We start from the raw sequence: 25,047 nt of genomic DNA on the forward strand, positions 1-25,047 counted from the left end.
AAATCAAAAGGCCCCACTGGGGCCTTTTTTCATGTCACTTGTTTGCCAGTGCCAGCGTATGCGCCCGAAGCCATGTCATGAACCCGCGCGGGTCCGATTGCAGCGTGGCCATTTCCTCGTCCGTAAGTGCCTCACCCACCACAGGGGCAATCGGGCGATTGCAGCTTTTGACAATCTCGTGCAGCAAAAGTGCCTGACGCATCGTAGCGGACAGGCGGTTGGCCATCTGGTACCAGCGCGTGTTGGCGCCGGGGAAAAAGATCGGCACAACGCGTGCACCTGACCGGCGGATCAGCTGCGCTGTGAAAACGCTCCACTCCCGCTCGATCGCGGGTCCCATCAGGGTATCGGACGATGCAACCACACCTGACGGAAACAGGGTGATCAGCCCGCCCTGCTTCAAAAAGGCCATGGCCTCGGCTCGCATCTCGACCATTTTCTTTTGCGCATCGGGGTCATGCGGGAAAGGTACCGGGATCATGTAGGACGAGGCAACCTCGTCCAACCCATCCAGAACCGAGCGCGACAAAATGCGATAATCATTCCGACGACGGCCAATCATCTCGGCCAGCACCATTCCATCGGTCAGGCCGTGCGGGTGATTGGCCACCACTACGACCGGGCCTTCGGCGGGAATATTGGCAAGCTGGTCGTCCGGGGTCTGCACCTGCACCCCCATCACATCCAGACACGCCCCCCAGAAAGCCTGACCCTTGGGCGCGCCACGGCGTTCCAGCTTGCGCACCATGCGCAGGATTGTGAGTTTTCCGGTCACCCATTCAATCGTACGAATGATCAATCCCTGCAGAGGATTGTTGAACGAATTGGAATAGGTCAGGCTCCGCCGGTCGTATTGCTGAGCGACCGAAGCAGTCGGATCGGCCTGCGCCGTATGGGTCTCCGCTTCATGCGTCACGTTCGTTCACCTTTGCCCTTTGGTCGGGCTTACATGCCTTCGCCGAACTTGTCAGCCACCAGCGCCTCAAGCGCGTTCATCAGCTCGACCGCTTGCGGTCCAGATGTTTCGACCTGAATGCTTGTCCCTTGCGAGGCCGCCAGCATCAGCAGACCCATAATCGAATCTCCATCCGCGTCTAGTCCATCCTTGGACACACGCGCACGGGCATCATGATTTTCAACTGTGTCGACAAATTTAGCCGAGGCCCGCGCATGCAGACCTTTCACATTGATAATCTCAAGCTCTCGGTTCGTACTCATCGCGTGTCAATCCTCGCTCACATCAATGCAGTCAATATACTTTCGACCTGCGGCCAGTGCTTTCTGCGTCGAGGCTTCGACCGACAGATGGCGGGTTTTTGCCAGTTTCAGCAACATGGGAAGGTTCGCGCCATACAGGATCTTGCGGTCAGATTTGCAGCAGGCAGGAAGCGACAGATTGGCGGGTGACCCGCCGAACATGTCCACCACGATCACTACACCATCGCCCTGATCTACATTGTCCGCGGCGGCCGAGATCTCGGCCCGCTTGTCATCGCGATCACATTCTGCGGCTGTTGAAATAGCACGCATACCCGGCTGCTTGCCGACCACATGTTCGACCGCTGCCAGATATTCGTTTGCAAGCCCGCCATGCGCGACGATCACTATACCGATCACGCTAAACCCTCGATGTTGATGCCGCTGCTGTCCCGGCGCGGCGTTCCAATTCCCGGTGTCTAATTGACACCTGCCACCCCTTAGTTGCAAGCGACTTTGCTAAGTTTTCCGCTAGGGCAACAGAGCGATGTTGACCACCGGTGCAGCCAAACCCAATCGAAAGGTGTGCTTTGCCTTCCTCACCGAAGGCCGGGATCAAAAATTCGACCAGATTCTGCACCTGATCGAAGAACTGATTAAAGCGCGGATCCTGGGCGACATAGCCCGCAACTTCACTGCTGCGCCCATCCAACGCGCGCAGGGCGGGCTCCCAATGGGGATTACGAAGGAAGCGTGCGTCGAGCACGATGTCCAACCCCTGCGGCACTCCGCGCTTATAGGAAAACGAGTGGACCGATACGGCCAGCTCTTCCGCGCCGGACACCGACAGCCAGCGCATGATTTCGTCTTTCAGATCATGGGGCGACAGGTCGGACGTATCGATCAACACGTCCGCGCGCCCCCTGATCGGGACCAGCAGCTCGATCTCGCGGGTGATGCCCAGCTCGGGTGTTTCATCAGGGGCCAGCGGGTGGCGGCGGCGTGTTTCCGAATACCGGCGCACCAGCACATCCTGCGAGCAATCCATATACAGGACTTCGACCTCGAAGCCGTCATCTTCGCGCAGGTCTTCGATCACCTGCAACAGCATCTCGGTCGAGAAGTCGCGGTTGCGCACATCCACACCCAGCGCCAAAGGGCGCGTCAGCGCAGGGCCGGACAGCATACGATCAATCAGGGACAGTGGCAGATTGTCGATGACCTCGTATCCGATGTCTTCCAGAACGCGGATCGCGGTGGTGCGACCAGCCCCCGACGGACCGGTAACCAGCACAATCTTCTGTTCAGTTTTTGTCTTACCATCCGTCATTGCCATTCCTTTAGAACTGGCGTCTCGCTAAGCGTGCGACGCATATAACGCAATTCAGAAGCGGACCAAAGTCCGGCCATCTTATTGTGCGGCCGCGTGGCGACCGTGACGCAACAGGTTGAAGACAGCAATTGCGAAATAAGGTGCGTCGACGCGAAATAGGCATTCGATCTCGCAACCGTTAACATTTGTGACCGCCTGCGAAGAGGGTAAACGAGACATTTCGATCTGCCCCATATCCACCACAAGCTGCAGTTGGGCCTTGGTGCAATGCGGTACGTTGATCAAGCCCACGCCGCGCGCCTCGATCACGCCGGGCATCTCTGGAGGGGCAATCACGAAAGGAGCCCCTTCCTGCATTACGATCTGGCTCAGGTCATCGGCCACAAGCTGAGCCCCCAGCCCGATCAGTTCCAACGCCAATGCGGATTTCCCTGATCCTGACGGGCCGGTGATCATCACCGCCGCATCACCAACTGCCACCGTTGTCGCGTGATAGCGGGCGATGACGGAGGCGTCGCTCATACGGGCAGCCCAACCACAAACCGGGCACCCAGTGGATCAGACGTCAGATCGGCATCGGTGGGCCGGATGTTTTCAGCCCAGATCACCCCGCCATGCGCCTCGACAATCTGTTTCGAGATCGCTAGCCCCAGACCGGAATTGTTGCCGAATTGGTTCTGTGGACGCTCGGAATAGAACCGGTCAAAGATCTTGCCCAGCGCCTGATCAGGAATCCCCGGGCCGGTGTCTTCAACCACCACCAGCACGCGGTTTTCACGGCGACGGGTCCAGACGCGAATGGCGTCTCCGCTTTCGCAGAAGCTCAGCGCGTTGGTGATCAGATTGACGAACACCTGCGCCAGACGTGCTTCAAGCCCGCTGGTCATGATCGGATTCTTGGGCAGGTCGGTGATGAAATCGACGCCCTTGTTCTGCGCCTCGCCACCCAGATAGTCCGACAGGCTGCGCAACATCCGCAAAAGATCGAACTCTTCCTCTTCTTCGCGGACCAGCTCGCTGTCCAGACGCGATGCGTTCGAGATGTCGCTGACCAGACGGTCCAGGCGTCGTGTGTCATGTTCAATGACATCCAAAAGCCGCTCTCGCTGCTCTTCCTTATTTGCCAGACGCAGCGTACCCACGGCCGACCGCAAACTGGCCAGCGGGTTCTTGATCTCGTGCGCAACATCCGCGGCGAACTGCTCGTTTGCATCGATGCGATCATAAAGCGCCGTCACCATGCCGCGCAGCGCACCAGACAGGCGCCCGATCTCGTCAGGGCGACCAGTCATATCAGGAATGCGAACGCGGCGCGTCTTGACGTTACGCGGATCGTTTTCGCCGCTTAGCTCGGCAGCTGTCGCCAGATCCGACAGCGGGTTGGCGATGGTCGACGCCAGCACAAGGCTCAGGCCGATCGACACCAATATGGCGATGACGAACATCTGTAAAAGCTGTTCACGCTCGGCACGGACAAGCAAATCAAGCTCGCCAGCTGCACTGGTGATCGCAACCACCCCTGTGGGAGACCCGTCCAGCAGAATGGGTGTTGCCACGGAAAAGACGGTGCCCCCGTTGCGATCAACGCCGTTTGCCACCTGTGTGGCCCCCAGCATCGCGCGGAAATACAGGCTGCGCGCCATGCTTTCCGTATCCAACGGCTGCTCAAGCCCGCGCCCGGTATCTGCGAAACCCGAAGTGGCCTCCCAAACCGTGTTCAGCAGGTCCGTGATCACCGTCGACCCGATATCGCGTTGAAGTCCATCAACTGGGGTGGCTTCCCCCCGATCTCGTCCAACCGAAGTCGCCAGAAGCGTTTCAGTGTCATCAAAGACGAACACTTCAAGCCCAACAGGCAAGTGCAAGTTCGACAAGGTCTTCGCGAAATCAGAAGGCGCTGTGTCGTTAAGATCGGTTTCCAGTGTCTCGATCGTCTTCTGTTCGACCTCACTTTCGCCGGTGTCTCCGTCCGCAGCTTCAGACAGTGTTTCTTCGACAATCCGCGTGGTTTCCTCGACCTGTGCCAATTGGGCCTCGAACACATCGGCAATCAGTTCGGCTTCGACCACCAGACCGCGTTCGCGCTGGAACAAAAGACTGTCACGAAACGGATTGAGGTACAGAACGCCCGCAACCAGAATCACCAGCCCCAGCAGATTGAAGGTGATGATCTTGCGCGCAAGCGGTGACCGGTTGATCGAGATCAGCCCGCGTTCGACCTTCACGTCCTGAAACATCTCGTCATAGTCATCATCCTGAGGAGACATCCAGTCTTCTCCCAGTTCAACATGACTTTCAGACGGGGTCTTTCGGGCCTTCGAGCGCTTACGCTTCCGGCCAGATGCAAACAGCATGCGCGTCATTCTTCGTTGTAACGGTATCCGATGCCATAAAGCGTCTCGATGGCCGAGAAATCTGAATCAGCCGAGCGCATCTTCTTGCGAAGGCGCTTGATGTGACTGTCGATGGTTCGGTCATCTACGTAGACCTGATCATCATAGGCCACATCCATCAGCTGATCGCGGCTTTTCACGAAACCGGGCCGCTGGGCCAAGGCCTGTAGCAACAGAAATTCGGTGACGGTCAGGGATACATCCTGCCCTTTCCAAGTCACGGCATGCCGAAGGGGGTCCATACGCAGTTCGCCGCGTTCCATGACACGCCCATCTTCGACTTCTCCGGCGTCGTCGCTTGCGATCACTTCTTGCCGGCGCAAAAGCGCGCGGATGCGTTCGACCAGAAGGCGCTGGCTGAAGGGCTTGGTAACATAGTCGTCTGCACCCATTCGAAGGCCCAGCACTTCGTCAATTTCGTCATCTTTCGACGTCAGGAAAATCACCGGCAGGGTCGAGGTCTTCTGCCGCACACGTTGCAACAGATCCATCCCGTCCATGCGGGGCATTTTGATGTCAAAGACCGCAAGGTCTGGAAGGCGCTTGGCAAAGGCGTCCAACGCGCTTTGACCGTCGTTATAGGTCTCGACTTCGAACCCTTCGGCTTCAAGCGTAATAGATACTGAAGTCAGAATATTTCTGTCATCGTCGACCAAGGCAATCCTGGACATTGGGCTTCCTCGCACTGCTCGAGCTACGTTTGTTCTTGAACTCTAGCGTATATCTTCTCGCGTTCTAAGTGCCGAATCAACTGAGAATTACGATTCGGGACCGAGCTACGCAGCTTTCTTACGTCGCCACTCGGAAATCAACGCGAATGTATCTGGTGTTTATTTCGCATACGAAACTTTTTGATTGCGCAAACACAGGCTTGCTTGCGCTAACGCGACAATGCGTACTGTTCCATCAGAAAGCAGTCGTGCTATAGGCCGGTCACCGGCCCTCGTTCACATGAGGGTTGGCGTGTAGGGGTTTCTCTGCGCTCTCATGTGAAACAGATACGCCGGGGACAACAGACGGACCGGCGACAGGAGCAAATAAATGACCACTGGACGGGTAAACCCAGCGCGCCGCTTGGAAGATCAAGGCATCTCCGGGCTGGGAAATGTCTATTACAACCTGATGGAGCCAGCTCTGATCGAAGCCGCACTGGGCCGCGGCGAGGGCAAGCTTGGACAAGGCGGGACCTTCCTGGTCGAGACCGGCAAGCACACGGGCCGTTCTCCCAAGGATAAATTTGTCGTCAAGACTCCCAGCGTCGAGCCGCACATCTGGTGGGAAAACAACCCGCCGATGGATCCGGCCAAATTCGACGTCCTGTACGAGGACATGCTGGAGCACATGAAGGGCAAGGACTATTATGTTCAGGACCTTTTCGGTGGCGCCGACCCGGCACACCGTTTGGATGTGCGCGTGGTTTCGGAACTGGCTTGGCACAACCTGTTCATCCGTCACCTGCTGCGTCGCCCCGACCGTGACGAGCTGGACGAGTTCGACCCCCAATTCACTATCATCAACTGCCCGACCTTCCTGGCCGACGCCCAGCGTCACGGCTGTCGCTCGGAAACGGTGATCGCGCTGAACTTCGACCGCAAGCTGATCCTGATCGGCGGCACCGAATACGCAGGCGAGAACAAGAAGTCGGTCTTCACGCTGCTGAACTACATGCTGCCTGAGAAAGGCATCATGCCGATGCACTGCTCGGCCAACCACGCCACTGGCAACCCGGTCGACACCGCCATCTTCTTTGGCCTGTCGGGCACCGGCAAAACCACCCTGTCGGCAGATCCCGAGCGCACGCTGATCGGCGATGACGAGCACGGCTGGTCGGACACCGGCACCTTCAACTTCGAAGGTGGCTGCTATGCCAAGACCATCAACCTGTCGGCTGAAGCCGAGCCTGAAATCTACGCCACGACCCAGAAGTTCGCGACTGTGATCGAGAACATGGTCTATGACGAAGAGACCAAGGAACTGGACTTTGAAGATGACAGCCTGACGGCCAACATGCGTTGCGCCTACCCGCTGCACTACATTGCCAACGCTTCGGACACCGCTATCGGTGGTCACCCGAAGAACATCATCATGCTGACCTGTGATGCGTTTGGTGTTCTGCCTCCGATCGCGCGTCTGACGCCGGCACAGGCTATGTATCACTTCCTGTCGGGCTTCACCTCGAAAGTGGCTGGCACCGAAAAAGGTGTGACCGAGCCCGAGCCGACCTTCTCGACCTGCTTCGGCGCACCCTTCATGCCGCGCCGCCCGGCCGAGTATGGCGCACTGCTGCGTGACAAGATCGCCAAGCACGGCGCAACCTGCTGGCTGGTAAACACCGGCTGGACCGGTGGTGCTTACGGCACCGGCTCGCGTATGCCGATCCGCGCCACCCGCGCCCTGCTGACCGCCGCTTTGGACGGGTCGCTGGCTGAAGCCAAGTTCCGCAAGGACGCAAACTTTGGCTTCGAGGTTCCGGTCAAAGTGGAAGGCGTTGCCGATCTGCTTCTGGATCCGCGCCGCACATGGCAGGACGCTGCTGCCTATGACGCGCAGGCTGCCAAGCTGGTCAAGATGTTCTCGGACAACTTCGTTCAGTATGAAGGCGACATTGATGATGACGTGAAAGCCGTCGCCATCGGGTAAGCCGAACATCAGAATTAGACAAACGCCCCGGTCCATCACCGGGGCGTTTTCTTTTGCGCTGACGCGCAGTCATGCTTTACGCAAACGTAAACTTTGCATTTGCATAAGCCCATGACCCAGACTGTCACCATAGATGGCCCTGCCCCGCTGACCGGCACCTTCTTCGCCGCCGACACCCCACGCGCGGTTGCCGTTCTGAATGGTGCGACAGGCGTTCCGCACCGCTTCTATCGCCATTTCGCCGCGTGGCTGGCCGAGACCCAGAACGTTTCATGTCTGATCTATGATTACCGCGATTTCGCAACCTCTGCCCGAGGTCACGTGAAAGATGTCACTGCAACTCTGTTGGATTGGGGCCTGCACGACACCCAAGCCGCGCGCGATTGGCTGTCTGCCCGCGCGGGTGGTTTGCCAATCTGGGTGATGGGGCATTCGCTGGGCGGACTGCTTCTGGCCCGGCAGGAACGTACGGAAGAAATCGCCCGCGTAATCACCGTCTGCTCTGGTCCGGTGCACACAACGGACCATCCTTGGCCGTTTCAAGCCATGGTGCGTGCGCTTTGGTTCGGTGTTGGACCCGCATCGGTCGCGATGCTTGGATATGTCCCGAAACAACTGTCCGGCCTTGGCACCGATATTCCGGGGCCCGTATTCACACAGTGGAAGCATTGGTGCACGACGCGCGGGTTTACCGCCGCAGATCCGATTGTTCCTGCCGCCAAAGAGGCAGCGCTGACCTGCGACTTTCGCATGGTGTCTCTGTCCGATGATCTTTCGGTTCCGCCTAATGCCGTAGCCCGATTGGCCGAGCTCTATCCCGGCACTCAAACTGAGCATCTGACACTTCACCCGCGCGACTTTGGTCTAGCCAAGGTCGGCCACACAGATACGTTCCGCCGCCAGAATGCAGCGCTGTGGCCCGCCCTGATTGCCTAGCCCATCAGACCGCGCCGGATCAGGTTCAACCCGGCAACAGTCAATACGACCAGCGTCGCGCGCTTGAAGGTCTTCTGCGGCATCCGATCATGCAGGCGATAGCCCAGGGCCATTCCCAGAAACGCCGGGATCAACATCGCCGCGGACAAAGGTGCGGTGTATGCATTGAACACACCCGATTGCATATGCGCGCCCACAAGGACCATTGCCCCGAACCCGTAGACAACACCCTGCGCCAGCATCTGCTCGGATTTCGGAGTGTTTGTTGCGGTTAGATAGGCCACGAACGGTGGCCCCCAAACGCCCGAGATCCCACCAACCAGTCCAGAGATCGACGAGATGATGCTTTCATCCCGTACTCGGTTTTCTGGACGAAGGGTCGGCACCCAGCCGCGCAACTGCATCAAACAGAACAACACAATGGGAACACCGATCAGGATGAAGAACAGGCGCTGAGGCAGAAACAGCACCATCTGCGCGCTGATAATTAGGGTGACGAACAGGCCCAGCAAGAAGACGCGAAACTTTCGCACTACCTGCCACGCAGTGTGCGGTCCCTGCCGCAATGCTTGCCGAACGTTGGTGCTGGCGGTTGGCAGTATCAACGCTGCCAAGGCGACCTCAGCCGGCAAAAAGGTCGCAAGCCCCGAGATCATGATCAACGGCAGCCCGAACCCAACCACGCCTTTTACCAAGCCCGCGAATACCGTGATTGCGACGGCGAAACACAGCGTCGACAAGGTCAGGTCGGCCAGAATTCCCATGCGCATCCTCCAGTTCACGACCCTTCTAGCGGAATAAAACATACACGGCACCAAAAACCCCCTCGCGTTATATATGTTCACAACTAAGGTTTCTGGCGTATTTTTATTGCGCTGCACCTGCAAAAGGATTATCTCTCTGCAGACGCAAAATAAGCCGCCGAATCCCGGCCATATGTGACAGGAGTTCCCCATGACCAGCGCCCTGATCGACAACCTTCTTGACCTGACCGGCGCGGCTCTTGCCCCGGTCGAAGCAACCTTTGACGCCGCCAAGGAAAATGTCCGCGCGCGGGTCACGGATGGCGACCGCGTTTCGGGCGCAAAACTGGAAGAGCATCAAGCCGCCGCGCACGCCTTGTCGTGGCTGGCCACTTATGCCGAAAGCCTGCGCCAGATGAACGCCTGGGCCACGCGCCTGACCGGCGAAGGTCGATTCGGCGAGATGGAAAAGCTGATCCTTCAGATCGCATTCGGAGAATACCTCGCCCAAATGAAGGGCGGCATGATGATGAGCCAGAACGAAATGGCGCGTCTGGCCGATATGGGTGTTGATGGCGCCGCTCTGGACACCGACGCAATCAACGCGCTGATCGCCAACGGCAACAGCCAAGCCGCCCGCACCCGTCTGGTCGAGTTGATGCAAGATAACGCAGGCCATGCCACCTTCGGCGCCACCGGTCTGGATGACGAGCTTGAGATGATCCGCGAACAGTTCCGCCGCTATGCGGATGAACGCGTCGTCCCGAACGCCCACGAATGGCACCTGAAAGACGATTACATCCCGCTGGAAATTCTGGAAGAGCTCGCCGAGATGGGCGTCTTTGGCCTGACCATTCCGGAAGAATATGGCGGACTGGGCTTGTCGAAAGCGTCGATGGTTGTTGTCTCGGAAGAACTGTCGCGTGGTTATATTGGTGTGGGATCGTTGGGCACCCGCTCGGAAATCGCGGCCGAATTGGTCGAGGCCGGCGGCACCGAGGAACAAAAGCAACACTGGCTGCCCAAGCTGGCCAGCGCAGAAATCCTGCCGACCGCCGTGTTCACCGAACCCAACACCGGCTCGGACCTGGGATCGCTGCGTACCCGTGCGGTGAAGAACGCTGACGGCGACTATGAAGTGACCGGCAACAAGACCTGGATCACCCACGCCGCGCGGACCCACGTGATGACGCTGCTGGCACGCACTGACCCGGACAGCAAAGACCACCGCGGTCTGTCGATGTTCCTGGCCGAGAAGACCCCCGGCGACGACGAAAACCCGTTCCCGACCGAAGGAATGACCGGCGGCGAGATCGAGGTGCTGGGCTATCGCGGTATGAAAGAATTCGAGCTGGGCTTTGACGGTTTCAAAGTGAAGGGTGAAAACCTGCTGGGAGGCGTTGAAGGTCAGGGCTTCAAACAGCTGATGAAAACCTTCGAGGCTGCTCGCATTCAAACCGCAGCCCGTGCGATCGGCGTGGCTCAGAACGCGCTGGAAATCGGCATGCAGTATGCAGAGGATCGCAAGCAGTTCGGCAAGTCGCTGATCAACTTCCCCCGCGTGGCCAACAAGCTGGCCATGATGGCGGTTGAGATCATGGTCGCGCGTCAGCTGACCTATTTCTCGGCTTGGGAAAAGGACCACGGCCATCGCTGTGATCTTGAAGCTGGTATGGCCAAGCTTCTGGGTGCGCGTATCGCATGGGCCTGTGCGGACAACGCGCTGCAGATCCACGGCGGCAACGGCTTCGCGCTGGAATACCAAATCAGCCGCGTACTGTGCGACGCGCGTATCCTGAACATCTTTGAAGGTGCCGCCGAGATCCAGGCACAGGTCATCGCCCGCCGTCTTCTGGGTTGATACAAATAACACGTATGGGGCGTTGAGGGACACCAAGTCGCCCCATACGATTGCGTATGGTCTCATTCGGGCTAGAGACAACATACGGTTGCGTATGGAGATCCGCGAATGACAAATCATCGACAACGACTTCGCAAAGATGATTGGATAATTGAAGGGCTGAACACCCTTTCGCTTCATGGACACACAAGCCTGAAGGCCGAACCCCTGTCACGTCACATGAAGACGACAAAGGGGTCTTTTTACTGGCATTTCAAAGATCTGCAGGACTTTCACACATCAGTTCTTACACGATGGGAAGAGCTGTCATTGTCTGCCCTAGAAGATCAATCGCGGTCAGAAGCAACCCCCGTTGGACGCCTGACGCTTTTTGCAGAAAATCTATCACACCCCCAAGACCCGCTGCCTGCCGGTATCGATGCGCCCGTACGCGCATGGGCACACGAAAACCATACGGCAGCGAATGCTGTGGCAACCGTCGATCAAGCACGCGAGCAGTTTCTGTCCGGGATCTTGCGCGACCTCGACCTGCCCAACCCTGACTTTATCCACATCGTGCACAGCGCGCTGATCGGATTTGGAACACTTTCGACCAACAACCGCTCGGCCGACCAAGATGCCATAAGCACGCTGTTAGCAGCCCTTCTGGCTCTGCGGGATGCCTAGGCTGGAAATTCGCGCGGCAATCACCACATAGATCAAATGAAACAACTTCTATGGATCGCAATAGGGGCCGCCGTGATGTCATCTGGCTGCAAAGACGAAACCATTTCAGGCTATGCCAACACCAATACAAGTTGGAAGTTGGTCGAGCTGGACGGTGCCTCATTCCCTGCGAAGGCCACGATCAGCTTTCCTGAAAAGGGCCGAATTGCCGGACAAGCCCCGTGCAACAGCTATTCCGGCACCCAATCTGCGCCATACCCGTGGTTTGAAACCGGCCCAATTGCCGCCACGAAACGCGCCTGTCCGGACCTGACGGCCGAGGCTGAATTCTTCGAGGCCCTTGGCCAGATGCGCCTCGCAGAAGTGTCAGGCGATACGTTGATCCTGTCCAATGAAGATGGGCGCGAGATGGTGTTTACGAGTCTTCCGCGTTAGCCGCATCGCGTTTGAGCCGGTCCACAAGCCGCGCCCGCGCCTCGGGCAGAGGTTTGTCGCCAAGCGCATGCGCGATGCCATGGGTCAGGAAGTGCCCCGTGGTCACCAGCCCGTCCAAGACATTTGCGAGCGCCCCATCGCCAACGCCCAGAAGCTCGGGTGGCAGAGGCAGCAAACGATCCGCCCACTCCCCTGCCCCTTCGGCGGACACCGCCCGCCCCGTTTTGGGCGAGACATAGGCCAGATCGTCTCGTGCCCCCGTGACGGCACATTCGGCCAGATCCAGGCCAAAGCCCAGCTCCTCTAGCAATGCGAGTTCCCATTTCAGATAGGCCGTAGGCCACGCCTCGTTGACACCAAGTAGGTCCAGCATGGACTGCGTGCGATCATACAAAACAGGATGGGGTTCGCGTTCAGGAAGGGCATAGGCCAACATCGCGGTAATTGCATTCAGACCAGCCAAGGCGGTGCGATCTGACAGGACCAGCGCACGCGAGCGTAAAGGCTCAACCGTATAGCTACCGATATGCTCTTCCAACCGTGCGCGCCATGTAACGTCGAGCTGTGCGCCGGGTTGCAGAGTGGGCGCAATCTTACGGCTGACACCTCCGCGCACGACGCCCGCATGACGTCCGTGTTCTGCTGTGAAAACATCAATGATGACAGAGGTTTCGCCATGCTTGCGCACGGACAACAACGCCCCTTGATCCCGCCAATCCATTGCGACCCTCCTGCACGCAGCCTAGCCGGGCACGCGTCAGTCTGAAAGCCCCGGTTCGTCCAGAAGGTGGCGGCCTTGCTTGTCTTCGACCTCGATCACCCACAGGTCCGGATCAAAGCCCTTCTGGCGCTGAAGCGCTGCATCCACGTCGGCTTCGACGCCTTCCGTCAGCACCACCCAGCAGCGATCACCTGTCATCAGATCAAAGCTGCGTTGATAGGCCACCGCCTGCCCGTCCAGCGTGTTCATCTTTACCAACACAGCACCAGCGGTCGCGTCGCCCTTCTGGGTCACGAAGGCTGGAATGTCAGACAGGCGCAGCCGCGTCAGATAGGCCGAGACCCAGACATCGGCCGTCAGGCGCATCACTTATTCCCGTCGCGGAAATCGAGCCCCATTTCCGAGTAGCGCTCTTTTTCCTCAAGCCAGTTGGGGCGAACTTTTACCTGCAAAAACAGGTGGATCTTGCGGCCCATGAACTCTTCCAGTTCGGCGCGGGCTGACTGGCTGACGGCTTTGATCGTCTCGCCGCGTTTGCCCAGAATGATACCTTTGTGACCGTCACGCGCGACATAGATGATCTGATCCACACGCGCGGACCCATCTTTGCGCTCTTCCCAGTTTTCGGTCTCGACCGTCAGCTGATAGGGCAATTCCTGATGCAGGCGCAGGGTCAGCTTTTCGCGCGTCATCTCGGCCGCGATCATGCGCATGGGCAAATCAGCGATCTGGTCTTCGGGGTACAGCCACGGACCTTCTGGCAGGCGATCCGCCAGCCACTTGCGCAGATCCTTCACGCCGTGGCCTTTCTCGGCCGAGATCATGAAGGTTTCGGCAAAATTATAGCGTTCGTTCAGATCTTTGGTCAGGGCCAGAAGCACTTCGGATTGCACGCGGTCGATCTTGTTGATGGCCAGCGCAACCGTACGGCCCTTCCCGATCTCTTCCAGACCTTCCAGAATGCGCTGCACGCCTTCGGTGACACCGCGATGCGCCTCGACCAGTAGAACGATCACGTCCGCGTCCGATGCGCCGCCCCAAGCGGCTGCCACCATTGCACGGTCCAGACGGCGGCGCGGTTGGAACAGGCCGGGCGTGTCCACAAAAACAATCTGAGCGTCGCCTTCGATGGCCACGCCGCGAATGCGCGCGCGGGTGGTTTGCACTTTGTGCGTCACGATCGAGACCTTCGCCCCAACCATATGGTTCGTCAGCGTCGACTTGCCCGCATTGGGTTCGCCAATCAGGGCGACAAAGCCCGCGCGTGTTTTCGCATCCGACATCTTTTATCCTTCAACCTGCGCCAAAAGCGCTTTGGCCGCAGCTTGTTCGGCGGCCCGTTTTGAGTTGGCTTTCGCCTGCGCTGCACGACCATCGGGCAACTGCACTTCGATGGTGAAGACCGGGGCGTGATCCGGGCCTTCGCGGCTTGTCTCGACATATTTCGGCACGGTCATCTTACGCGCCTGCGCCCATTCTTGCAGGGCTGTTTTTGCGTCGCGGGCGTCGGCCTCGACCTTGTGGATGCGTTCGCCCCACAAGCGGATGATCATATCCCGCGCCGGGTCCAACCCGCCGTCCAGATAGACGGCCGCAATAACGGCCTCCATCGCGTCACCCAAAAGCGCCAGCTTACGCCGACCGCCGGTCTTCATCTCGGACCGGCCCAGTTTCAGGACTTCGCCCAGTTCAATCTGCTTGGCTACATCGGCGCAGGTTTCCTTGCGCACCAAAGCGTTATAGCGCGGCGCCAGGGTGCCTTCGGGCGCGTCTGGGTCGTCGGCCAGAAGCTTTTCGGACATCACCAGCCCAAGCACGCGGTCGCCCAGAAACTCAAGCCGCTGGTTGTCAGGGCGCGTTTCTGAAGAAAGCGACCCATGCGTCAGCGCGCGGATCAGCAGTTCGGGTTTCGAGAACTCGTACCCAATGCGTGCCGTGAAGGCGATGAGATCAGAGGACAGCTTCACTCGATTTCCTTGAAGAAACGATCAGAGCGCCAAGTCCAGAAGTAGAACAGGCGCTTGCCAGCAGCCGAGAACATGATGCGGTCCGCACGCCCCAGAAGGTACTCGGCGGGTACGAAACCCACGCCGCCAGCGTTCGGGCTGACACGGCTGTCGATCGAGTTGTCACGGTTGTCGCCCATGAAGAAATAGTGGCCTTCAGGCACGGTAAACACATTGGTGTTGTCCACGCTGCGGTTGGCGAAATTCAGGATCGAGTGGGACACGCCCCCCGGCAAAGTTTCGACGAACTTTTCTTTCAGGCACTCGCCACCTTCGCCAACCGGACGGTTGATACATTGCGGGATGGTGCGGAAGCGGCCCTGCGGCAGCTTGGTTTCCGAGAACATCCCGGCAGATACCTGCTTGGCCTCTTCGCCGTTAATCCAAAGGACACTGCTCTTAACCTGAATTTTGTCACCCGGCAGGCCAACCAGACGTTTCACATAGTCGGTGCCAAGGGTCGGATGACGGAACACAACAACGTCACCACGTTCGGGCTCGGATCCAAGGATACGCCCCGAGATCGGGCAGCTTGAGAACGGGCACGAGTACTTGGAATAGCCATAGGCCATCTTGTTCACGAACAGAAAGTCACCGATCAACAGCGTGTCTTTCATCGACCCGGTAGGGATCCAGAAGGGCTGAAAGAACAGGGTGCGGAAGATCCCGGCGATGATCAGCGCCCAGAAGATCGTTTTGACGTTCTCCCACAGGCCATCTTTCTGCTTCTCGGTCATGTAGCTGCCTTTTGTTTGTCAGGCCGCAGGGGCCAAAATCTATTGGGGCGATATGGGCGGATGGGGGGCAGGAGTCAAGTTTCACACCGGGTTTCGGCGGCTTTGGTTGGGGATTTAGACGGGACGCGCCTCAATCACCACAAATGCCTGCGCCCAAGGGTGGTCATCGGTCAAGGTGACGTGGATCACGGCCTCGTGCCCGGCAGGAGTCATTTCGTCTAAACGGTCCTTGGCCCAGCCCGTGACCTCCATCACCGGCTGGCCTGTCCGCAAGTTCGATACCGCCATGTCGCGCCAGCTGATCCCCATGGCAAGCCCGGTCCCCAGCGCTTTGGAACACGCCTCTTTCGCGGCCCATCGTTTGGCCAACGTACCCGCTTCATCCCTGCGACGGGCGGCTTTGGCCATCTCGCGGTCCGTGAAGACACGGCTGCGGAACCGGTCGCCGAACCGATCCAACGTGCCCTGAATGCGTTCGATATTCGCAAGGTCCGTGCCGATGCCAAGGATCAACGTGCCAGATCCCCCAAGGTCGTAATGATTTGGCCCGTCGCTTGGTTCAGCGTGATCGACAATTGGCGCCAATTGCTTCCGCCGGTCTCTGGATTGTAGAGCCCCGCGGGAAGGGTAAACATCAATCCGCGCGCGGGATCATAGTCGGACTCGATCTTCGAGATATCCATTCCCGAGAAGCCCAACGCGCCGTCCAGAGACACGACACGGCATTGTCGGTCCCCAACCTCGGAATAAGGTGGCGACAAGACCAGAAGGTGAAATGCAGCGGCGGCGGGCTCGATCGTGTCGAGGACTGCCAACCGCACCTTCCCATTGCTGTAAGTCCGCGTGTTGTCCGGCCACGGCTCGGCGATGACGGCGGCTCCTGCCCGCCAGTCGCATTCTGAAACAGACTGCGCCAATGCGGGGGTTCCAAACAGCAACGGTAGGCAGGCGATCAGAGCACGCATCATCCCCGGGCCTCGTCCATCAGGCGGCGCATCTCGGCGATGGCGTCGGGCATACCGCGGAAGATCGACTCGCCGATCAGGAAATGGCCGATGTTCAGCTCGACCACCTCGGACATAGCGGCAATTGGGGCGACGGTGTCATAGGTCAGGCCATGACCGGCGTGCACCTCAAGCCCCAGCGAATGGGCAAACGCCGCGCCCTCGCGCAGGCGTTCCAGCTCGGCATCGCGTTTGTCGAATTCCCCTTCCGCGTGGAAATCGCAATAGGCACCAGTGTGCAGCTCGACCACCGCCGCGCCAATCCGCGCCGAAGCTTTGATCTGCTCGGCATCCGCGTCGATGAACATCGACACCCTGCATCCCGCATCACGTAGCGGCAGGATGTAGTCACCCAGACGGTTGTCATTGCGCGCCACGTCCAAACCGCCCTCGGTCGTCAGTTCCTCGCGCTTCTCGGGCACCAGACAGACCGCGTGGGGTTTGTGGCGAAGGGCAATCGCCTGCATTTCCTCGGTCGCCGCGCACTCGAAGTTCAAGGGAGTGGTCAAAGCAGCCATCAAGCCATCAATGTCTTCATCCCGGATATGGCGACGGTCTTCGCGCAGATGCGCGGTGATGCCATCGGCCCCGGCCACTTCCGCCAGTTTCGCAGCCCGCACCGGATCAGGATAGGCCGACCCACGCGCGTTGCGCACGGTTGCCACGTGGTCAATGTTCACGCCAAGCCGAAGCTTGCCTGCGGTCTGTGTCATGTTCGCGCTCCTGCACCGGTTCCGTTTTGGAAAGTGTTACTTGTTTTTGTCGGGGCCGCCACCCTCAGAAAACCGTTCCGCAATCCGTTTCTCGTACCGCGACTTCAGCTTATTGATCCGTCGGCGCTGATAAGCGTGGATCACCGGGTTGGCCAACACATAGGCCGCAATGCCCGCAATCATGCCCGGGATCAGGCAGCCCACCAGATACGGCAGGAACACCCGGTCATAGAACCGGCTGATCTTCGACCAGTCCGCAACGTCATCGGTGAAGATCGACTTGAGGTTCGACCAAATATCGTTGGTGGCCGAGGCAAAACTGGCAACAATTTCAGGAAGGTGGACCGTTACATCCTGCCCCAGCATGGCGTGACCCAGATTGACCGAGAGCTCGGCGATCAAGGGGAAGGTCAGTGGGTTGCCCACAAAAGTCGCCAGAAGCGAGGCCAACACGTTCCCACGCAAGAGCCACGACAAAATGGCCGCGGTCAAGAAATGCAGCCCGTAAAAGGGGGTAAACGACGCAAACACGCCCACCGCAATCCCGCGCGAGATCCGGTGCGCCGGATCCGGCAGGCGCCGCAAACGATGCCCTACGTATTGTGCCGCGCGGTACCAGCCGCCACGCGGGTAAAAGAATTCCGCTACGATTCGCAGATACGATCGCGGATTTCGTTTAAACACGTACGCTTCCTTCCGCCTGCCCGGTCGGGTGGGTTATGGTTTGCGGCTCAAATCCCGATGCCGATGCACCGCCGCCACGTCACTGTCTGCCTCGAGCGCCAGCATGATGGCATGCAGATGTTCGACATCCCTAAGTTGAACATCGGCGATCAAACGGTAAAAATCCGGCTTCCGGTCGACGAACCTTAGATCCGAGATATTGGCCTTCTGCTCCCCGATCAAGGTGCAGATGCGCCCTAACACACCAGCATCATTGGAAATCGTCAATTCGATACTGACCACATGGATGGCTGGGTGTTTGCCCGAGTGCCAATGCAGGTCAACCCAACGCGAGCTGTCGTCGTCCAGTTCAGCCAGTGCATCGCAGTCAATCGTGTGCACCATCACGCCCTTGCCGCGATAGGAAATCCCGACGATCCGTTCGCCAGGCACCGGCTGACAGCATTGAGCGGGCGCGAAGTCCTGCCCGGCTTCCAGTCCGATCACCGAGGCATCGAGATCGACCTCATCTCCGTGCGGATCAGCTTCGGGATACAGAATTCCCACCACATCACGCGCCTGAAGCTCGGCCGACCCGAGACGGGCCAAAAGCTCGTCCGTGTCCTTCAGTCGAAGCTGCTTGGCGGCTGTCGCCAGCGCTTTGTCACTGACTTTCCGTCCGACATGCTCGAACGCGAGGCGTGCAAGCTCGCGTCCCAAGCGGACATAGCGTTCGCGGTCGTCATTGCGCAACTTCTTGCGAATGGCGGCCTTGGCGCGGCCTGTCACAACAATGTCGATCCACGTGGCCTGCGGGCTTTGGCCTTCTGCGGTCATGATCTCGACCGACTGGCCGTTTTTGACGCGCGTCCACAGCGGCACGCGGATGCCATCAACCTTTGCACCCACGCAGCTGTCCCCAATTCGGGTGTGGATGGCATAGGCGAAATCCAGAGGCGTGGCACCTCGCGGCAGTTTGACCACTTCGCCTTTCGGGGTGAAACAGAACACTTGGTCCTGATACATCTCAAGCTTCACGTGCTCGAGGAACTCGTCGTGATCATCCGCCGTTTCGAACCGCTCGGTAAGCGAGGCGATCCACTTGGCGGGATCGACCGCAAACGGGTTTTCCACCCGAATCCCATCACGATAGGACCAATGCGCCGCCACACCGGTTTCCGCCACTTCATGCATCTCGCGCGAGCGGATCTGAACCTCGACGCGCTTGCCGTCACGACCGGATACTGTTGTGTGGATCGAGCGATAGCCGTTCGATTTAGGTTGGCTGATATAATCTTTGAAACGACCGGGCACCGCGCGCCAACGCTGGTGGATCGCGCCCAACACCCGATAGCAATCCGTGTCACTATCCGTGATCACCCGGAAGCCGTAAGTGTCTGACAGGCGCGAGAAGCTCTGCCCTTTTTCTTCCATCTTGCGCCAGATGGAATAGGGCTTTTTCGCGCGCCCGAATACCTTGGCGTCGATGCCCGCCTTATCCAGCTCCAAACGGATGTCGCCGGTGATCTTTTCGATCACATCGCCACTTTCCTTCTGAAGACGCAGGAACCGCCGCATGATCGAGCTGCGCCCCTCGGGGTTCAGAACGTGGAAAGCCAGATCTTCCAGCTCTTCCCGCATCCACTGCATCCCCATGCGGCCAGCCAATGGGGCGTAGATATCCATCGTCTCGCGCGATTTCTGGATCTGCTTGTCCGGACGCATTGCCCGGATCGTACGCATGTTGTGCAGACGGTCGGCAAGCTTGACCAAAATGACGCGCATGTCCTTGGACATCGCCATGAAAAGCTTGCGGAAGTTTTCGGCCTGCTTTGTCTCGGACGACGAAAGCTGAAGGTTGGTCAGCTTGGTAACACCATCCACCAGCTCGGCAATCTCTTTGCCAAACAGCTCGGCAACTTCGCTGTATGTGGACCCGGTGTCCTCGATCGTATCGTGCAGAAACGCGGTGACGATGGTGGCATCGTCCAGCTGCATATCCGCCAGGATCTCGGCCACGGCGAAGGGATGCATATAGTAAGGGTCGCCCGAATGGCGGTACTGCCCAAAATGCATTTGGCCGCCATATTCAAAGGCGGCCATAAGCAGGTCCGAACTGGACTTGGGATTGTACGTCGAAATGCGTTCGATCAGACCGTCGATATCGAGATCAACAAGCTCTTCTTTCCAGCTCGTCACTCGTGACGCCCCCGTTCGCTTTCGCTCAGCCCTGACCCTGCGCTTCCATCAGCGCACGCAGCAGCTTTTCTTCCGACATATCGTCGTCAGCCGGCTTGTCAGCAGCTTCGGCCCCCATAAGCAGCGCCATGCTGTCTTCTTCGGGCTCGTCCACCTCGATCTGAGTCTGGTGGTCTTCGATCATGCGCTCGCGCAGCTCGTCCGCCGTCTGGGTTTCGTCTGCAATCTCGCGCAGAGCCACAACGGGGTTTTTGTCATTGTCGCGGTCAACAGTGATCTGATCACCTGCCGAAATTTCACGCGCACGATGCGATGCCAGCATAACCAGATCAAACCGGTTCGGCACTTTATCAACGCAATCTTCAACCGTCACACGGGCCATGTCAGTTCCATTCCTTGCAAGGGGATGTGAAAGGCCTATTTATGCGTCTGGGTTGGCGTTGACAAGCACAATCCCCCCAATTCAGCCCATTTCAAAGGGCGAAACTTCGCTTTTTTCATCCTCTGACAAGGCCTCCACCATCTCTTTGATGGATTTGCCTAAAACCGGGTGACGCCAGTCGGGCGCCACATCAGACAGAGGAATCAGCGCAAACGCGCGATCCTGAACCCGTGGATGAGGCAAGATCAATTGATCCGGTGCCTGCTTCATCTGCTCTTCCAGCGGCAAGTTCATCCAATGCTGGAAGGTCTCGCGATCTGGCATTACGAGATCATCATACGCGATCAGATCGATATCCAACGTGCGCTGCGCCCAACGCGAGGGCCGTTCACGACCGAAGACATCTTCGACTTCATGCAACTTTATCAAGAGGCTTTCAGGGGGCTCATCCACCATCAATTGCGCAGCGACATTGATAAAATCTGGCCCGGCGCCCGCCGGAAAACAAGCTGTGCTATAATAATGACTAGTGGAAGTGATTCTTAATCCGCGTTCTGAAAGACAATTTAGCGCATCGCGCACAAGTTTAGATGATTCCTCTAGCGCGTAGGTAACGTTGCTTCCCAGTAGAACTAAGGCCTTTGAATAGGCTTTTTGGTGATTTTTAGCTTGCGGCACGGCGCATGTTCCCTAGATTGCGTCGGGTGTTTTCTTCGAAAAGTAATTTCAATCCTACCACTCACGGAATTGCTCGGCGAAGACAATTGGAAAGGAATAATTATGTTCTATCGCGATGAGCGACTCGCACTCTTCATCGATGGCTCGAACCTTTATGCAGCGGCGAAGTCGCTGGGGTTCGACATTGACTATAAGCTGCTTAGGCAAGAGTTCATGCGTCGTGGCAAACTGCTGCGCGCATTCTACTATACAGCCCTTCTGGAAAACGACGAATACTCACCCATTCGTCCGTTGGTGGACTGGCTACACTATAACGGTTTCTCGATGGTGACGAAGCCCGCCAAGGAATACACCGATTCCATGGGGCGCCGGAAAGTCAAAGGCAACATGGACATCGAACTGACCGTCGATGCGCTTGAGCTGGCTGACCATATCGACCACGCTGTTCTGTTCTCGGGCGACGGCGATTTCCGCCCGCTCGTGGCCGCGCTTCAGCGTAAAGGCGTACGTGTATCGGTCGTATCAACGATCCGCAGCCAGCCGCCGATGATTGCGGATGAACTGCGCCGTCAGGCCGATAACTTCATCGAACTGGAAGAGCTAAAAGACGTGATCGGCCGCCCTCCGCGTGAATTTGACGCGCCGGAAGACCGAGATTGATCTGAACAGACAGGCCGGAGCAAACGCTCTGGCCTGTTTCCTTTGGGGGGCGGCTCTGGACGCCCGGCGTGAAAACCCTTACCTCTGACCCAGATCGGAGGACGCCATGACCAAACCCGCCCTGACCCTATATCTTGCAGCCCCCAACGGCTTTTGCGCAGGCGTGGATCGCGCCATCAAGATCGTCGAAATGGCGATCGAGAAATGGGGCGCGCCGATCTATGTCCGCCATGAAATCGTGCACAACAAATTCGTTGTGGACGGGCTGCGCGCGAAGGGTGCGGTATTCGTTGAGGAACTGAACGAATGCCCTGATGATCGCCCGGTCATCTTCTCGGCACATGGCGTTGCGAAATCCGTCCCGGCCGAAGCCTCGCGCCGCGAAATGGTCTATGTCGATGCCACCTGTCCGCTGGTCTCGAAAGTGCACATCGAGGCCGAACGGCACCACGATAACGGACTTCAGATGGTCATGATCGGCCACGAAGGTCACCCGGAAACGGTCGGCACGATGGGCCAACTGCCCGACGGAGAAGTCCTGTTGGTCGAAACCGCCGAGGATGTGGCGACGCTGGAACCGCGCGATCCAGAACAGCTGGCCTATATCACCCAGACCACCCTGTCAGTGGACGACACCGCCGGTATTGTCGCCGCCCTGCGCGAGCGTTTCCCCGCCATTGTTGGCCCGCACAAAGAAGACATCTGCTACGCCACCACCAACCGTCAGCACGCGGTCAAAGCCATCGCGCCGCAATCGGATGCGGTTATGGTGATCGGTGCGCCCAACAGCTCGAACTCGCGCCGCTTGGTCGAGGTCGCGCGCGCCAATGGCTGCAACTATTCCATGCTGGTGCAGCGCGCATCCGAGATCGATTGGCGCTCGCTTGAAGGGATCCGCACCGTCGGTCTGACCGCAGGCGCGTCTGCGCCGCAAGTGTTGGTGGACGAGGTCATCGACGCCTTCCGCGACCGCTATGACGTGACGGTTGAGCTGGTCGAGACAGCACAAGAAAACATCGAGTTCAAAGTCCCGCGCGTGCTGCGTGTGCCTGCCTGAGCCGGCATGTCCGAGGATCGCCAGACCCTTGACGTCTATGACGCCCAAGCCGCCGAATACGAGGCGCGGGTCGCGACCAAGGACACACCGGGGCTGGACGGTTTCATCGCGGCCTTGCCCCGACACGCGCATGTTCTGGACTTGGGGTGCGGCCCCGGCCTGACCGCAAAACAGATGATGGATCACGGCCTGACGGTGGACGCCACGGACGGGTCTGACGCGATGGTGCAACGTGCCCGCGATCACGGTGTTCCCGCGCGACGGGCTCTGTTTCACCAGATCGACGGTCGGTCTCTCTATGATGGGGTCTTTGCGAATTTCAGCCTGCTCCACCTGCCCCGGACCGAGATGCCCGCGATGCTGACCCGACTGCATAGGCTGCTGAAATCACGGGGCGTGCTTCACATCGGGGTGAAACTTGGCGCAGGCGACGCGCGCGATGATCTGGGGCGCTTTTACACCTACTACCAACAGGATGAACTGGAAGAGCTGTTGACCTTGGCGGGCTTTGCAATCATCACCCGCATTCTGGGCAAGGGCACCGGGCTGGATGGTCGGTCATCCGATTGGATTGTCCTGCACGCGCGCAGCTAAGGCGAAAGGAACACAATCATGGCCGAGTTTTTCGCCTATACCGATGGCGCCTGTTCCGGCAATCCCGGCCCCGGCGGCTGGGGCACACTTTTGCAGGCCAAGGAAGGCGGCACTGTCGTCAAAGAGCGCGAGCTGAAAGGTGGCGAGGAGCTGACTACCAACAACCAGATGGAGCTTATGGCCGCCATCATGGCGCTTGAGACTCTGGGCAAGCCCTGCGCGATCACGGTTATCACCGACAGCCAATATGTGAAGAATGGCGTCACCGGCTGGATTCACGGTTGGAAACGCAACGGCTGGAAGACTGCCGCCAAGAAACCCGTCAAAAATGCCGAGCTTTGGCAACGTCTGGACGAAGCCCAAGCGCGCCACCACGTGACATGGGAATGGGTCAAAGGCCACGCAGGCCATCCGGAAAACGAACGCGCCGATGAACTGGCACGCGCGGGCATGGCGCCTTTCAAGGGCTAGGCTCTTGTCCCTAGAACTGAAGCCACAACCCTAACCCCAGTTCGCTTTCGTTCGTCCCGTGCAATCCTTTCATGTATTGCGCGGTCAGGTGACGCCCCTCACGCAACTCCCATGCGACAGATGGGATGGCTTTCAAGAAAGTCTGATCCGGGGTCATCATCACATCTACGCCAAGCATCATCATCAACCGATCACGGGGTTTCAATCCCAACATCCCAAAGCCGCCGTACTCGGTCTCTCGACCTTCCACGGAAAGGCTGGCGTAAAGCTCTAGATCCGCCCAACCCGACCCGAAGGCGGTGTCAAACCCACGCCCAAAATGGACGGCTGGCGTGACCCGAGGATCCTCGGACGGGCCGGCCAGGGTCAGGCTTAGTGCCGTTCTCAGCGGCTGGTCAGTCTCGGGAAAATGCCAGCGCACGGACAGCTCATATTCTGTGGCCTCCAGTATCGCGAAATCATAGCTGACTTTGCCCGATACTGTGATGTTGTTCCGCAAACCGTATTCAACATATGCCGTGCCAAGCGGATAGTCCTGCAGACGATCGGTATCCTGCTTGGCTGACACAGACAGGAACACCTCGCCCTGTTCGCGCGGCCACGATCCAGCGCTGGCCTGATACACCGTCGCAGTCAGAGCAAAACAGAGCAGGATGAGCAAACGAACCAACATGGGTTCACTGTGGGGCAGGATGGTTAACCGGGTCTTAACTGCGGCCCGAATACCTCTGCCACAGCCAGATCAACAGAATGGCCCCCAACACGGCCCCGATTGCGCCAAAGGCAATGCTGCCGATGGCCAACAGAAAGCGCATCAACAGACCGCTGATCAGCGCACCCCCGACACCAATGGCGATGGTCGTGGGGACATCAGTGCGTACATCCATGATGCGCGTGGCCAGAAAACCCGCAGCAGCACCAACGATGATCAAAAATATAACCGACATGAAACCAATAT

General features: G+C 58.5%; 31 protein-coding genes. 9 read left to right on the forward strand and 22 right to left on the reverse strand.

What is annotated here, in order from left to right; genetic code table 11:
* Positions 1–34 precede the first annotated feature (34 nt).
* The 7 genes from ALP8811_RS12460 to ALP8811_RS12490 form a co-directional block, all read right to left on the reverse strand.
* Complete coding sequence (locus tag ALP8811_RS12460) at positions 35–916, reverse strand: lysophospholipid acyltransferase family protein (protein WP_108857597.1); 882 nt, start codon at positions 914–916, stop codon at positions 35–37.
* Between the two features lie 29 nt (positions 917–945).
* Positions 946–1,218: an HPr family phosphocarrier protein gene (locus tag ALP8811_RS12465; protein ID WP_108857598.1), complete on the reverse strand. Its 273-nt coding sequence runs from the start codon at positions 1,216–1,218 to the stop codon at positions 946–948.
* Between the two features lie 6 nt (positions 1,219–1,224).
* Positions 1,225–1,617 carry a PTS sugar transporter subunit IIA gene (locus tag ALP8811_RS12470; protein WP_108857599.1) on the reverse strand — a complete coding sequence of 131 codons (393 nt, stop codon included), beginning with the start codon at positions 1,615–1,617 and terminating at the stop codon, positions 1,225–1,227.
* 1 nt (position 1,618) lies between these two features.
* Entirely contained in the window at positions 1,619–2,527 is a 909-nt protein-coding gene (gene rapZ / locus ALP8811_RS12475) for an RNase adapter RapZ (protein WP_108857600.1), read from the reverse strand.
* 81 nt (positions 2,528–2,608) lie between these two features.
* Positions 2,609–3,052: an HPr kinase/phosphorylase gene (locus tag ALP8811_RS12480; RefSeq protein WP_108857601.1), complete on the reverse strand. Its 444-nt coding sequence runs from the start codon at positions 3,050–3,052 to the stop codon at positions 2,609–2,611.
* Complete coding sequence (locus ALP8811_RS12485; protein ID WP_370738904.1) at positions 3,049–4,884, reverse strand: sensor N-terminal transmembrane domain-containing protein; 1,836 nt, start codon at positions 4,882–4,884, stop codon at positions 3,049–3,051. The genes ALP8811_RS12480 and ALP8811_RS12485 overlap by 4 nt, the downstream gene beginning before the upstream one ends.
* 5 nt (positions 4,885–4,889) lie before the next feature.
* Positions 4,890–5,594: a response regulator transcription factor gene (locus ALP8811_RS12490; RefSeq protein ID WP_108857602.1), complete on the reverse strand. Its 705-nt coding sequence runs from the start codon at positions 5,592–5,594 to the stop codon at positions 4,890–4,892.
* Between the two features lie 370 nt (positions 5,595–5,964).
* On the opposite strand from ALP8811_RS12490, the gene ALP8811_RS12495 reads away from it, so the two are divergent.
* Entirely contained in the window at positions 5,965–7,563 is a 1,599-nt protein-coding gene (locus ALP8811_RS12495; RefSeq protein WP_108857603.1) for a phosphoenolpyruvate carboxykinase, read from the forward strand.
* Between the two features lie 111 nt (positions 7,564–7,674).
* Positions 7,675–8,499 carry an alpha/beta hydrolase family protein gene (locus ALP8811_RS12500; protein ID WP_108857604.1) on the forward strand — a complete coding sequence of 275 codons (825 nt, stop codon included), beginning with the start codon at positions 7,675–7,677 and terminating at the stop codon, positions 8,497–8,499.
* On the opposite strand, the gene ALP8811_RS12505 is transcribed toward ALP8811_RS12500, so the two are convergent.
* Positions 8,496–9,263, reverse strand: coding sequence for a sulfite exporter TauE/SafE family protein (locus ALP8811_RS12505; protein ID WP_108857605.1), 768 nt, complete (start codon positions 9,261–9,263; stop codon positions 8,496–8,498). The two genes, ALP8811_RS12500 and ALP8811_RS12505, sit on opposite strands and share 4 nt — an antisense overlap.
* A gap of 190 nt (positions 9,264–9,453) precedes the next feature.
* On the opposite strand from ALP8811_RS12505, the gene ALP8811_RS12510 reads away from it, so the two are divergent.
* From ALP8811_RS12510 to ALP8811_RS12520, 3 genes are all read left to right on the forward strand, one after another.
* Positions 9,454–11,103 carry an acyl-CoA dehydrogenase family protein gene (locus ALP8811_RS12510; protein ID WP_108857606.1) on the forward strand — a complete coding sequence of 550 codons (1,650 nt, stop codon included), beginning with the start codon at positions 9,454–9,456 and terminating at the stop codon, positions 11,101–11,103.
* A 219-nt stretch (positions 11,104–11,322) separates the two neighbouring features.
* Positions 11,323–11,769: a TetR/AcrR family transcriptional regulator gene (locus tag ALP8811_RS12515; RefSeq protein ID WP_146184025.1), complete on the forward strand. Its 447-nt coding sequence runs from the start codon at positions 11,323–11,325 to the stop codon at positions 11,767–11,769.
* A gap of 36 nt (positions 11,770–11,805) precedes the next feature.
* Positions 11,806–12,204 (forward strand): META domain-containing protein, encoded by a 399-nt coding sequence (locus tag ALP8811_RS12520; protein ID WP_108857608.1) that lies wholly within the window; start codon positions 11,806–11,808, stop codon positions 12,202–12,204.
* Here the strand turns inward: ALP8811_RS12520 and recO are convergent.
* The 12 genes from recO to folK all read right to left on the reverse strand — a co-directional run bounded on the left by recO (position 12,185) and on the right by folK (position 21,307).
* Positions 12,185–12,925 carry a DNA repair protein RecO gene (gene recO / locus ALP8811_RS12525; protein WP_108857609.1) on the reverse strand — a complete coding sequence of 247 codons (741 nt, stop codon included), beginning with the start codon at positions 12,923–12,925 and terminating at the stop codon, positions 12,185–12,187. The two genes, ALP8811_RS12520 and recO, sit on opposite strands and share 20 nt — an antisense overlap.
* A gap of 36 nt (positions 12,926–12,961) precedes the next feature.
* Positions 12,962–13,291 carry a DUF1491 family protein gene (locus ALP8811_RS12530; RefSeq protein ID WP_108857610.1) on the reverse strand — a complete coding sequence of 110 codons (330 nt, stop codon included), beginning with the start codon at positions 13,289–13,291 and terminating at the stop codon, positions 12,962–12,964.
* On the reverse strand, positions 13,291–14,208 hold the full coding sequence (era, locus tag ALP8811_RS12535; protein ID WP_108857611.1) for a GTPase Era: 918 nt from the start codon (positions 14,206–14,208) through the stop codon (positions 13,291–13,293). The genes ALP8811_RS12530 and era overlap by 1 nt, the downstream gene beginning before the upstream one ends.
* 3 nt (positions 14,209–14,211) lie before the next feature.
* A complete protein-coding gene (gene rnc / locus ALP8811_RS12540; RefSeq protein ID WP_108857612.1) occupies positions 14,212–14,892 on the reverse strand; it encodes a ribonuclease III in 681 nt (226 codons plus the stop codon).
* Positions 14,889–15,668 (reverse strand): signal peptidase I, encoded by a 780-nt coding sequence (gene lepB / locus ALP8811_RS12545; RefSeq protein WP_108857613.1) that lies wholly within the window; start codon positions 15,666–15,668, stop codon positions 14,889–14,891. The genes rnc and lepB overlap by 4 nt, the downstream gene beginning before the upstream one ends.
* 114 nt (positions 15,669–15,782) lie before the next feature.
* On the reverse strand, positions 15,783–16,181 hold the full coding sequence (gene acpS / locus ALP8811_RS12550) for a holo-ACP synthase (protein WP_108857614.1): 399 nt from the start codon (positions 16,179–16,181) through the stop codon (positions 15,783–15,785).
* On the reverse strand, positions 16,178–16,633 hold the full coding sequence (locus ALP8811_RS12555; RefSeq protein WP_108858278.1) for a hypothetical protein: 456 nt from the start codon (positions 16,631–16,633) through the stop codon (positions 16,178–16,180). The genes acpS and ALP8811_RS12555 overlap by 4 nt, the downstream gene beginning before the upstream one ends.
* A complete protein-coding gene (locus tag ALP8811_RS12560) occupies positions 16,633–17,385 on the reverse strand; it encodes a pyridoxine 5'-phosphate synthase (RefSeq protein WP_108857615.1) in 753 nt (250 codons plus the stop codon). The genes ALP8811_RS12555 and ALP8811_RS12560 overlap by 1 nt, the downstream gene beginning before the upstream one ends.
* A 36-nt stretch (positions 17,386–17,421) precedes the next feature.
* Complete coding sequence (locus tag ALP8811_RS12565) at positions 17,422–18,069, reverse strand: DUF2062 domain-containing protein (RefSeq protein WP_108857616.1); 648 nt, start codon at positions 18,067–18,069, stop codon at positions 17,422–17,424.
* A gap of 33 nt (positions 18,070–18,102) precedes the next feature.
* Positions 18,103–20,211 (reverse strand): RelA/SpoT family protein, encoded by a 2,109-nt coding sequence (locus ALP8811_RS12570; protein WP_245924688.1) that lies wholly within the window; start codon positions 20,209–20,211, stop codon positions 18,103–18,105.
* Positions 20,212–20,272: 61 nt separating this feature from the next.
* Positions 20,273–20,629 carry a DNA-directed RNA polymerase subunit omega gene (gene rpoZ, locus ALP8811_RS12575; RefSeq protein WP_108857617.1) on the reverse strand — a complete coding sequence of 119 codons (357 nt, stop codon included), beginning with the start codon at positions 20,627–20,629 and terminating at the stop codon, positions 20,273–20,275.
* Between the two features lie 81 nt (positions 20,630–20,710).
* Positions 20,711–21,307 carry a 2-amino-4-hydroxy-6-hydroxymethyldihydropteridine diphosphokinase gene (gene folK / locus ALP8811_RS12580; protein WP_245924656.1) on the reverse strand — a complete coding sequence of 199 codons (597 nt, stop codon included), beginning with the start codon at positions 21,305–21,307 and terminating at the stop codon, positions 20,711–20,713.
* A 102-nt stretch (positions 21,308–21,409) separates the two neighbouring features.
* On the opposite strand from folK, the gene ALP8811_RS12585 reads away from it, so the two are divergent.
* From ALP8811_RS12585 to rnhA, 4 genes are all read left to right on the forward strand, one after another.
* Positions 21,410–21,967 (forward strand): LabA-like NYN domain-containing protein, encoded by a 558-nt coding sequence (locus ALP8811_RS12585; RefSeq protein WP_108857618.1) that lies wholly within the window; start codon positions 21,410–21,412, stop codon positions 21,965–21,967.
* 106 nt (positions 21,968–22,073) lie between these two features.
* Complete coding sequence (gene ispH, locus ALP8811_RS12590) at positions 22,074–23,024, forward strand: 4-hydroxy-3-methylbut-2-enyl diphosphate reductase (RefSeq protein WP_108857619.1); 951 nt, start codon at positions 22,074–22,076, stop codon at positions 23,022–23,024.
* A gap of 6 nt (positions 23,025–23,030) precedes the next feature.
* On the forward strand, positions 23,031–23,618 hold the full coding sequence (locus ALP8811_RS12595; protein ID WP_108857620.1) for a class I SAM-dependent DNA methyltransferase: 588 nt from the start codon (positions 23,031–23,033) through the stop codon (positions 23,616–23,618).
* 18 nt (positions 23,619–23,636) lie between these two features.
* A complete protein-coding gene (rnhA, locus tag ALP8811_RS12600) occupies positions 23,637–24,089 on the forward strand; it encodes a ribonuclease HI (RefSeq protein ID WP_108857621.1) in 453 nt (150 codons plus the stop codon).
* Positions 24,090–24,099: 10 nt separating this feature from the next.
* Here rnhA and ALP8811_RS12605 read toward each other — a convergent pair whose 3' ends face one another.
* The gene (locus ALP8811_RS12605) at positions 24,100–24,762 is read right to left on the reverse strand and encodes a hypothetical protein (protein ID WP_108857622.1); all 663 of its coding nucleotides are present in this window, start codon (positions 24,760–24,762) and stop codon (positions 24,100–24,102) included.
* Positions 24,763–24,796: 34 nt separating this feature from the next.
* Entirely contained in the window at positions 24,797–25,036 is a 240-nt protein-coding gene (locus ALP8811_RS12610) for a GlsB/YeaQ/YmgE family stress response membrane protein (protein ID WP_108857623.1), read from the reverse strand.
* Between the last annotated feature and the right edge of the window lie 11 nt (positions 25,037–25,047).

It is taken from the genome of Aliiroseovarius pelagivivens (assembly GCF_900302485.1).
GTDB classification, from domain to species: Bacteria; Pseudomonadota; Alphaproteobacteria; order Rhodobacterales; family Rhodobacteraceae; genus Aliiroseovarius; species Aliiroseovarius pelagivivens.

What these genes read in the sequence shown, in the direction of transcription:
- ALP8811_RS12515 (WP_146184025.1), top strand. Translation starts at nt 11,323, where the DNA reads ATGAAGACGACAAAGGGGTCTTTTTACTGGCATTTCAAAGATCTGCAG.
- ALP8811_RS12585 (WP_108857618.1), top strand. Translation starts at nt 21,410, where the DNA reads ATGTTCTATCGCGATGAGCGACTCGCACTCTTCATCGATGGCTCGAAC.
- ALP8811_RS12490 (WP_108857602.1), bottom strand. Translation starts at nt 5,594, where the DNA reads ATGTCCAGGATTGCCTTGGTCGACGATGACAGAAATATTCTGACTTCA.
- rnhA (WP_108857621.1), top strand. Translation starts at nt 23,637, where the DNA reads ATGGCCGAGTTTTTCGCCTATACCGATGGCGCCTGTTCCGGCAATCCC.
- recO (WP_108857609.1), bottom strand. Translation starts at nt 12,925, where the DNA reads ATGGATTGGCGGGATCAAGGGGCGTTGTTGTCCGTGCGCAAGCATGGC.
- ALP8811_RS12465 (WP_108857598.1), bottom strand. Translation starts at nt 1,218, where the DNA reads ATGAGTACGAACCGAGAGCTTGAGATTATCAATGTGAAAGGTCTGCAT.
- ALP8811_RS12605 (WP_108857622.1), bottom strand. Translation starts at nt 24,762, where the DNA reads ATGTTGGTTCGTTTGCTCATCCTGCTCTGTTTTGCTCTGACTGCGACG.
- ALP8811_RS12500 (WP_108857604.1), top strand. Translation starts at nt 7,675, where the DNA reads ATGACCCAGACTGTCACCATAGATGGCCCTGCCCCGCTGACCGGCACC.
- ALP8811_RS12485 (WP_370738904.1), bottom strand. Translation starts at nt 4,884, where the DNA reads ATGCTGTTTGCATCTGGCCGGAAGCGTAAGCGCTCGAAGGCCCGAAAG.
- ALP8811_RS12520 (WP_108857608.1), top strand. Translation starts at nt 11,806, where the DNA reads ATGAAACAACTTCTATGGATCGCAATAGGGGCCGCCGTGATGTCATCT.
- ALP8811_RS12560 (WP_108857615.1), bottom strand. Translation starts at nt 17,385, where the DNA reads ATGACACAGACCGCAGGCAAGCTTCGGCTTGGCGTGAACATTGACCAC.
- ALP8811_RS12530 (WP_108857610.1), bottom strand. Translation starts at nt 13,291, where the DNA reads ATGCGCCTGACGGCCGATGTCTGGGTCTCGGCCTATCTGACGCGGCTG.
- era (WP_108857611.1), bottom strand. Translation starts at nt 14,208, where the DNA reads ATGTCGGATGCGAAAACACGCGCGGGCTTTGTCGCCCTGATTGGCGAA.
- ALP8811_RS12595 (WP_108857620.1), top strand. Translation starts at nt 23,031, where the DNA reads ATGTCCGAGGATCGCCAGACCCTTGACGTCTATGACGCCCAAGCCGCC.
- ALP8811_RS12495 (WP_108857603.1), top strand. Translation starts at nt 5,965, where the DNA reads ATGACCACTGGACGGGTAAACCCAGCGCGCCGCTTGGAAGATCAAGGC.
- ALP8811_RS12555 (WP_108858278.1), bottom strand. Translation starts at nt 16,633, where the DNA reads ATGCGTGCTCTGATCGCCTGCCTACCGTTGCTGTTTGGAACCCCCGCA.
- ALP8811_RS12610 (WP_108857623.1), bottom strand. Translation starts at nt 25,036, where the DNA reads ATGTCGGTTATATTTTTGATCATCGTTGGTGCTGCTGCGGGTTTTCTG.
- ALP8811_RS12510 (WP_108857606.1), top strand. Translation starts at nt 9,454, where the DNA reads ATGACCAGCGCCCTGATCGACAACCTTCTTGACCTGACCGGCGCGGCT.
- lepB (WP_108857613.1), bottom strand. Translation starts at nt 15,668, where the DNA reads ATGACCGAGAAGCAGAAAGATGGCCTGTGGGAGAACGTCAAAACGATC.
- ispH (WP_108857619.1), top strand. Translation starts at nt 22,074, where the DNA reads ATGACCAAACCCGCCCTGACCCTATATCTTGCAGCCCCCAACGGCTTT.
- rpoZ (WP_108857617.1), bottom strand. Translation starts at nt 20,629, where the DNA reads ATGGCCCGTGTGACGGTTGAAGATTGCGTTGATAAAGTGCCGAACCGG.
- ALP8811_RS12505 (WP_108857605.1), bottom strand. Translation starts at nt 9,263, where the DNA reads ATGGGAATTCTGGCCGACCTGACCTTGTCGACGCTGTGTTTCGCCGTC.
- ALP8811_RS12480 (WP_108857601.1), bottom strand. Translation starts at nt 3,052, where the DNA reads ATGAGCGACGCCTCCGTCATCGCCCGCTATCACGCGACAACGGTGGCA.
- rapZ (WP_108857600.1), bottom strand. Translation starts at nt 2,527, where the DNA reads ATGACGGATGGTAAGACAAAAACTGAACAGAAGATTGTGCTGGTTACC.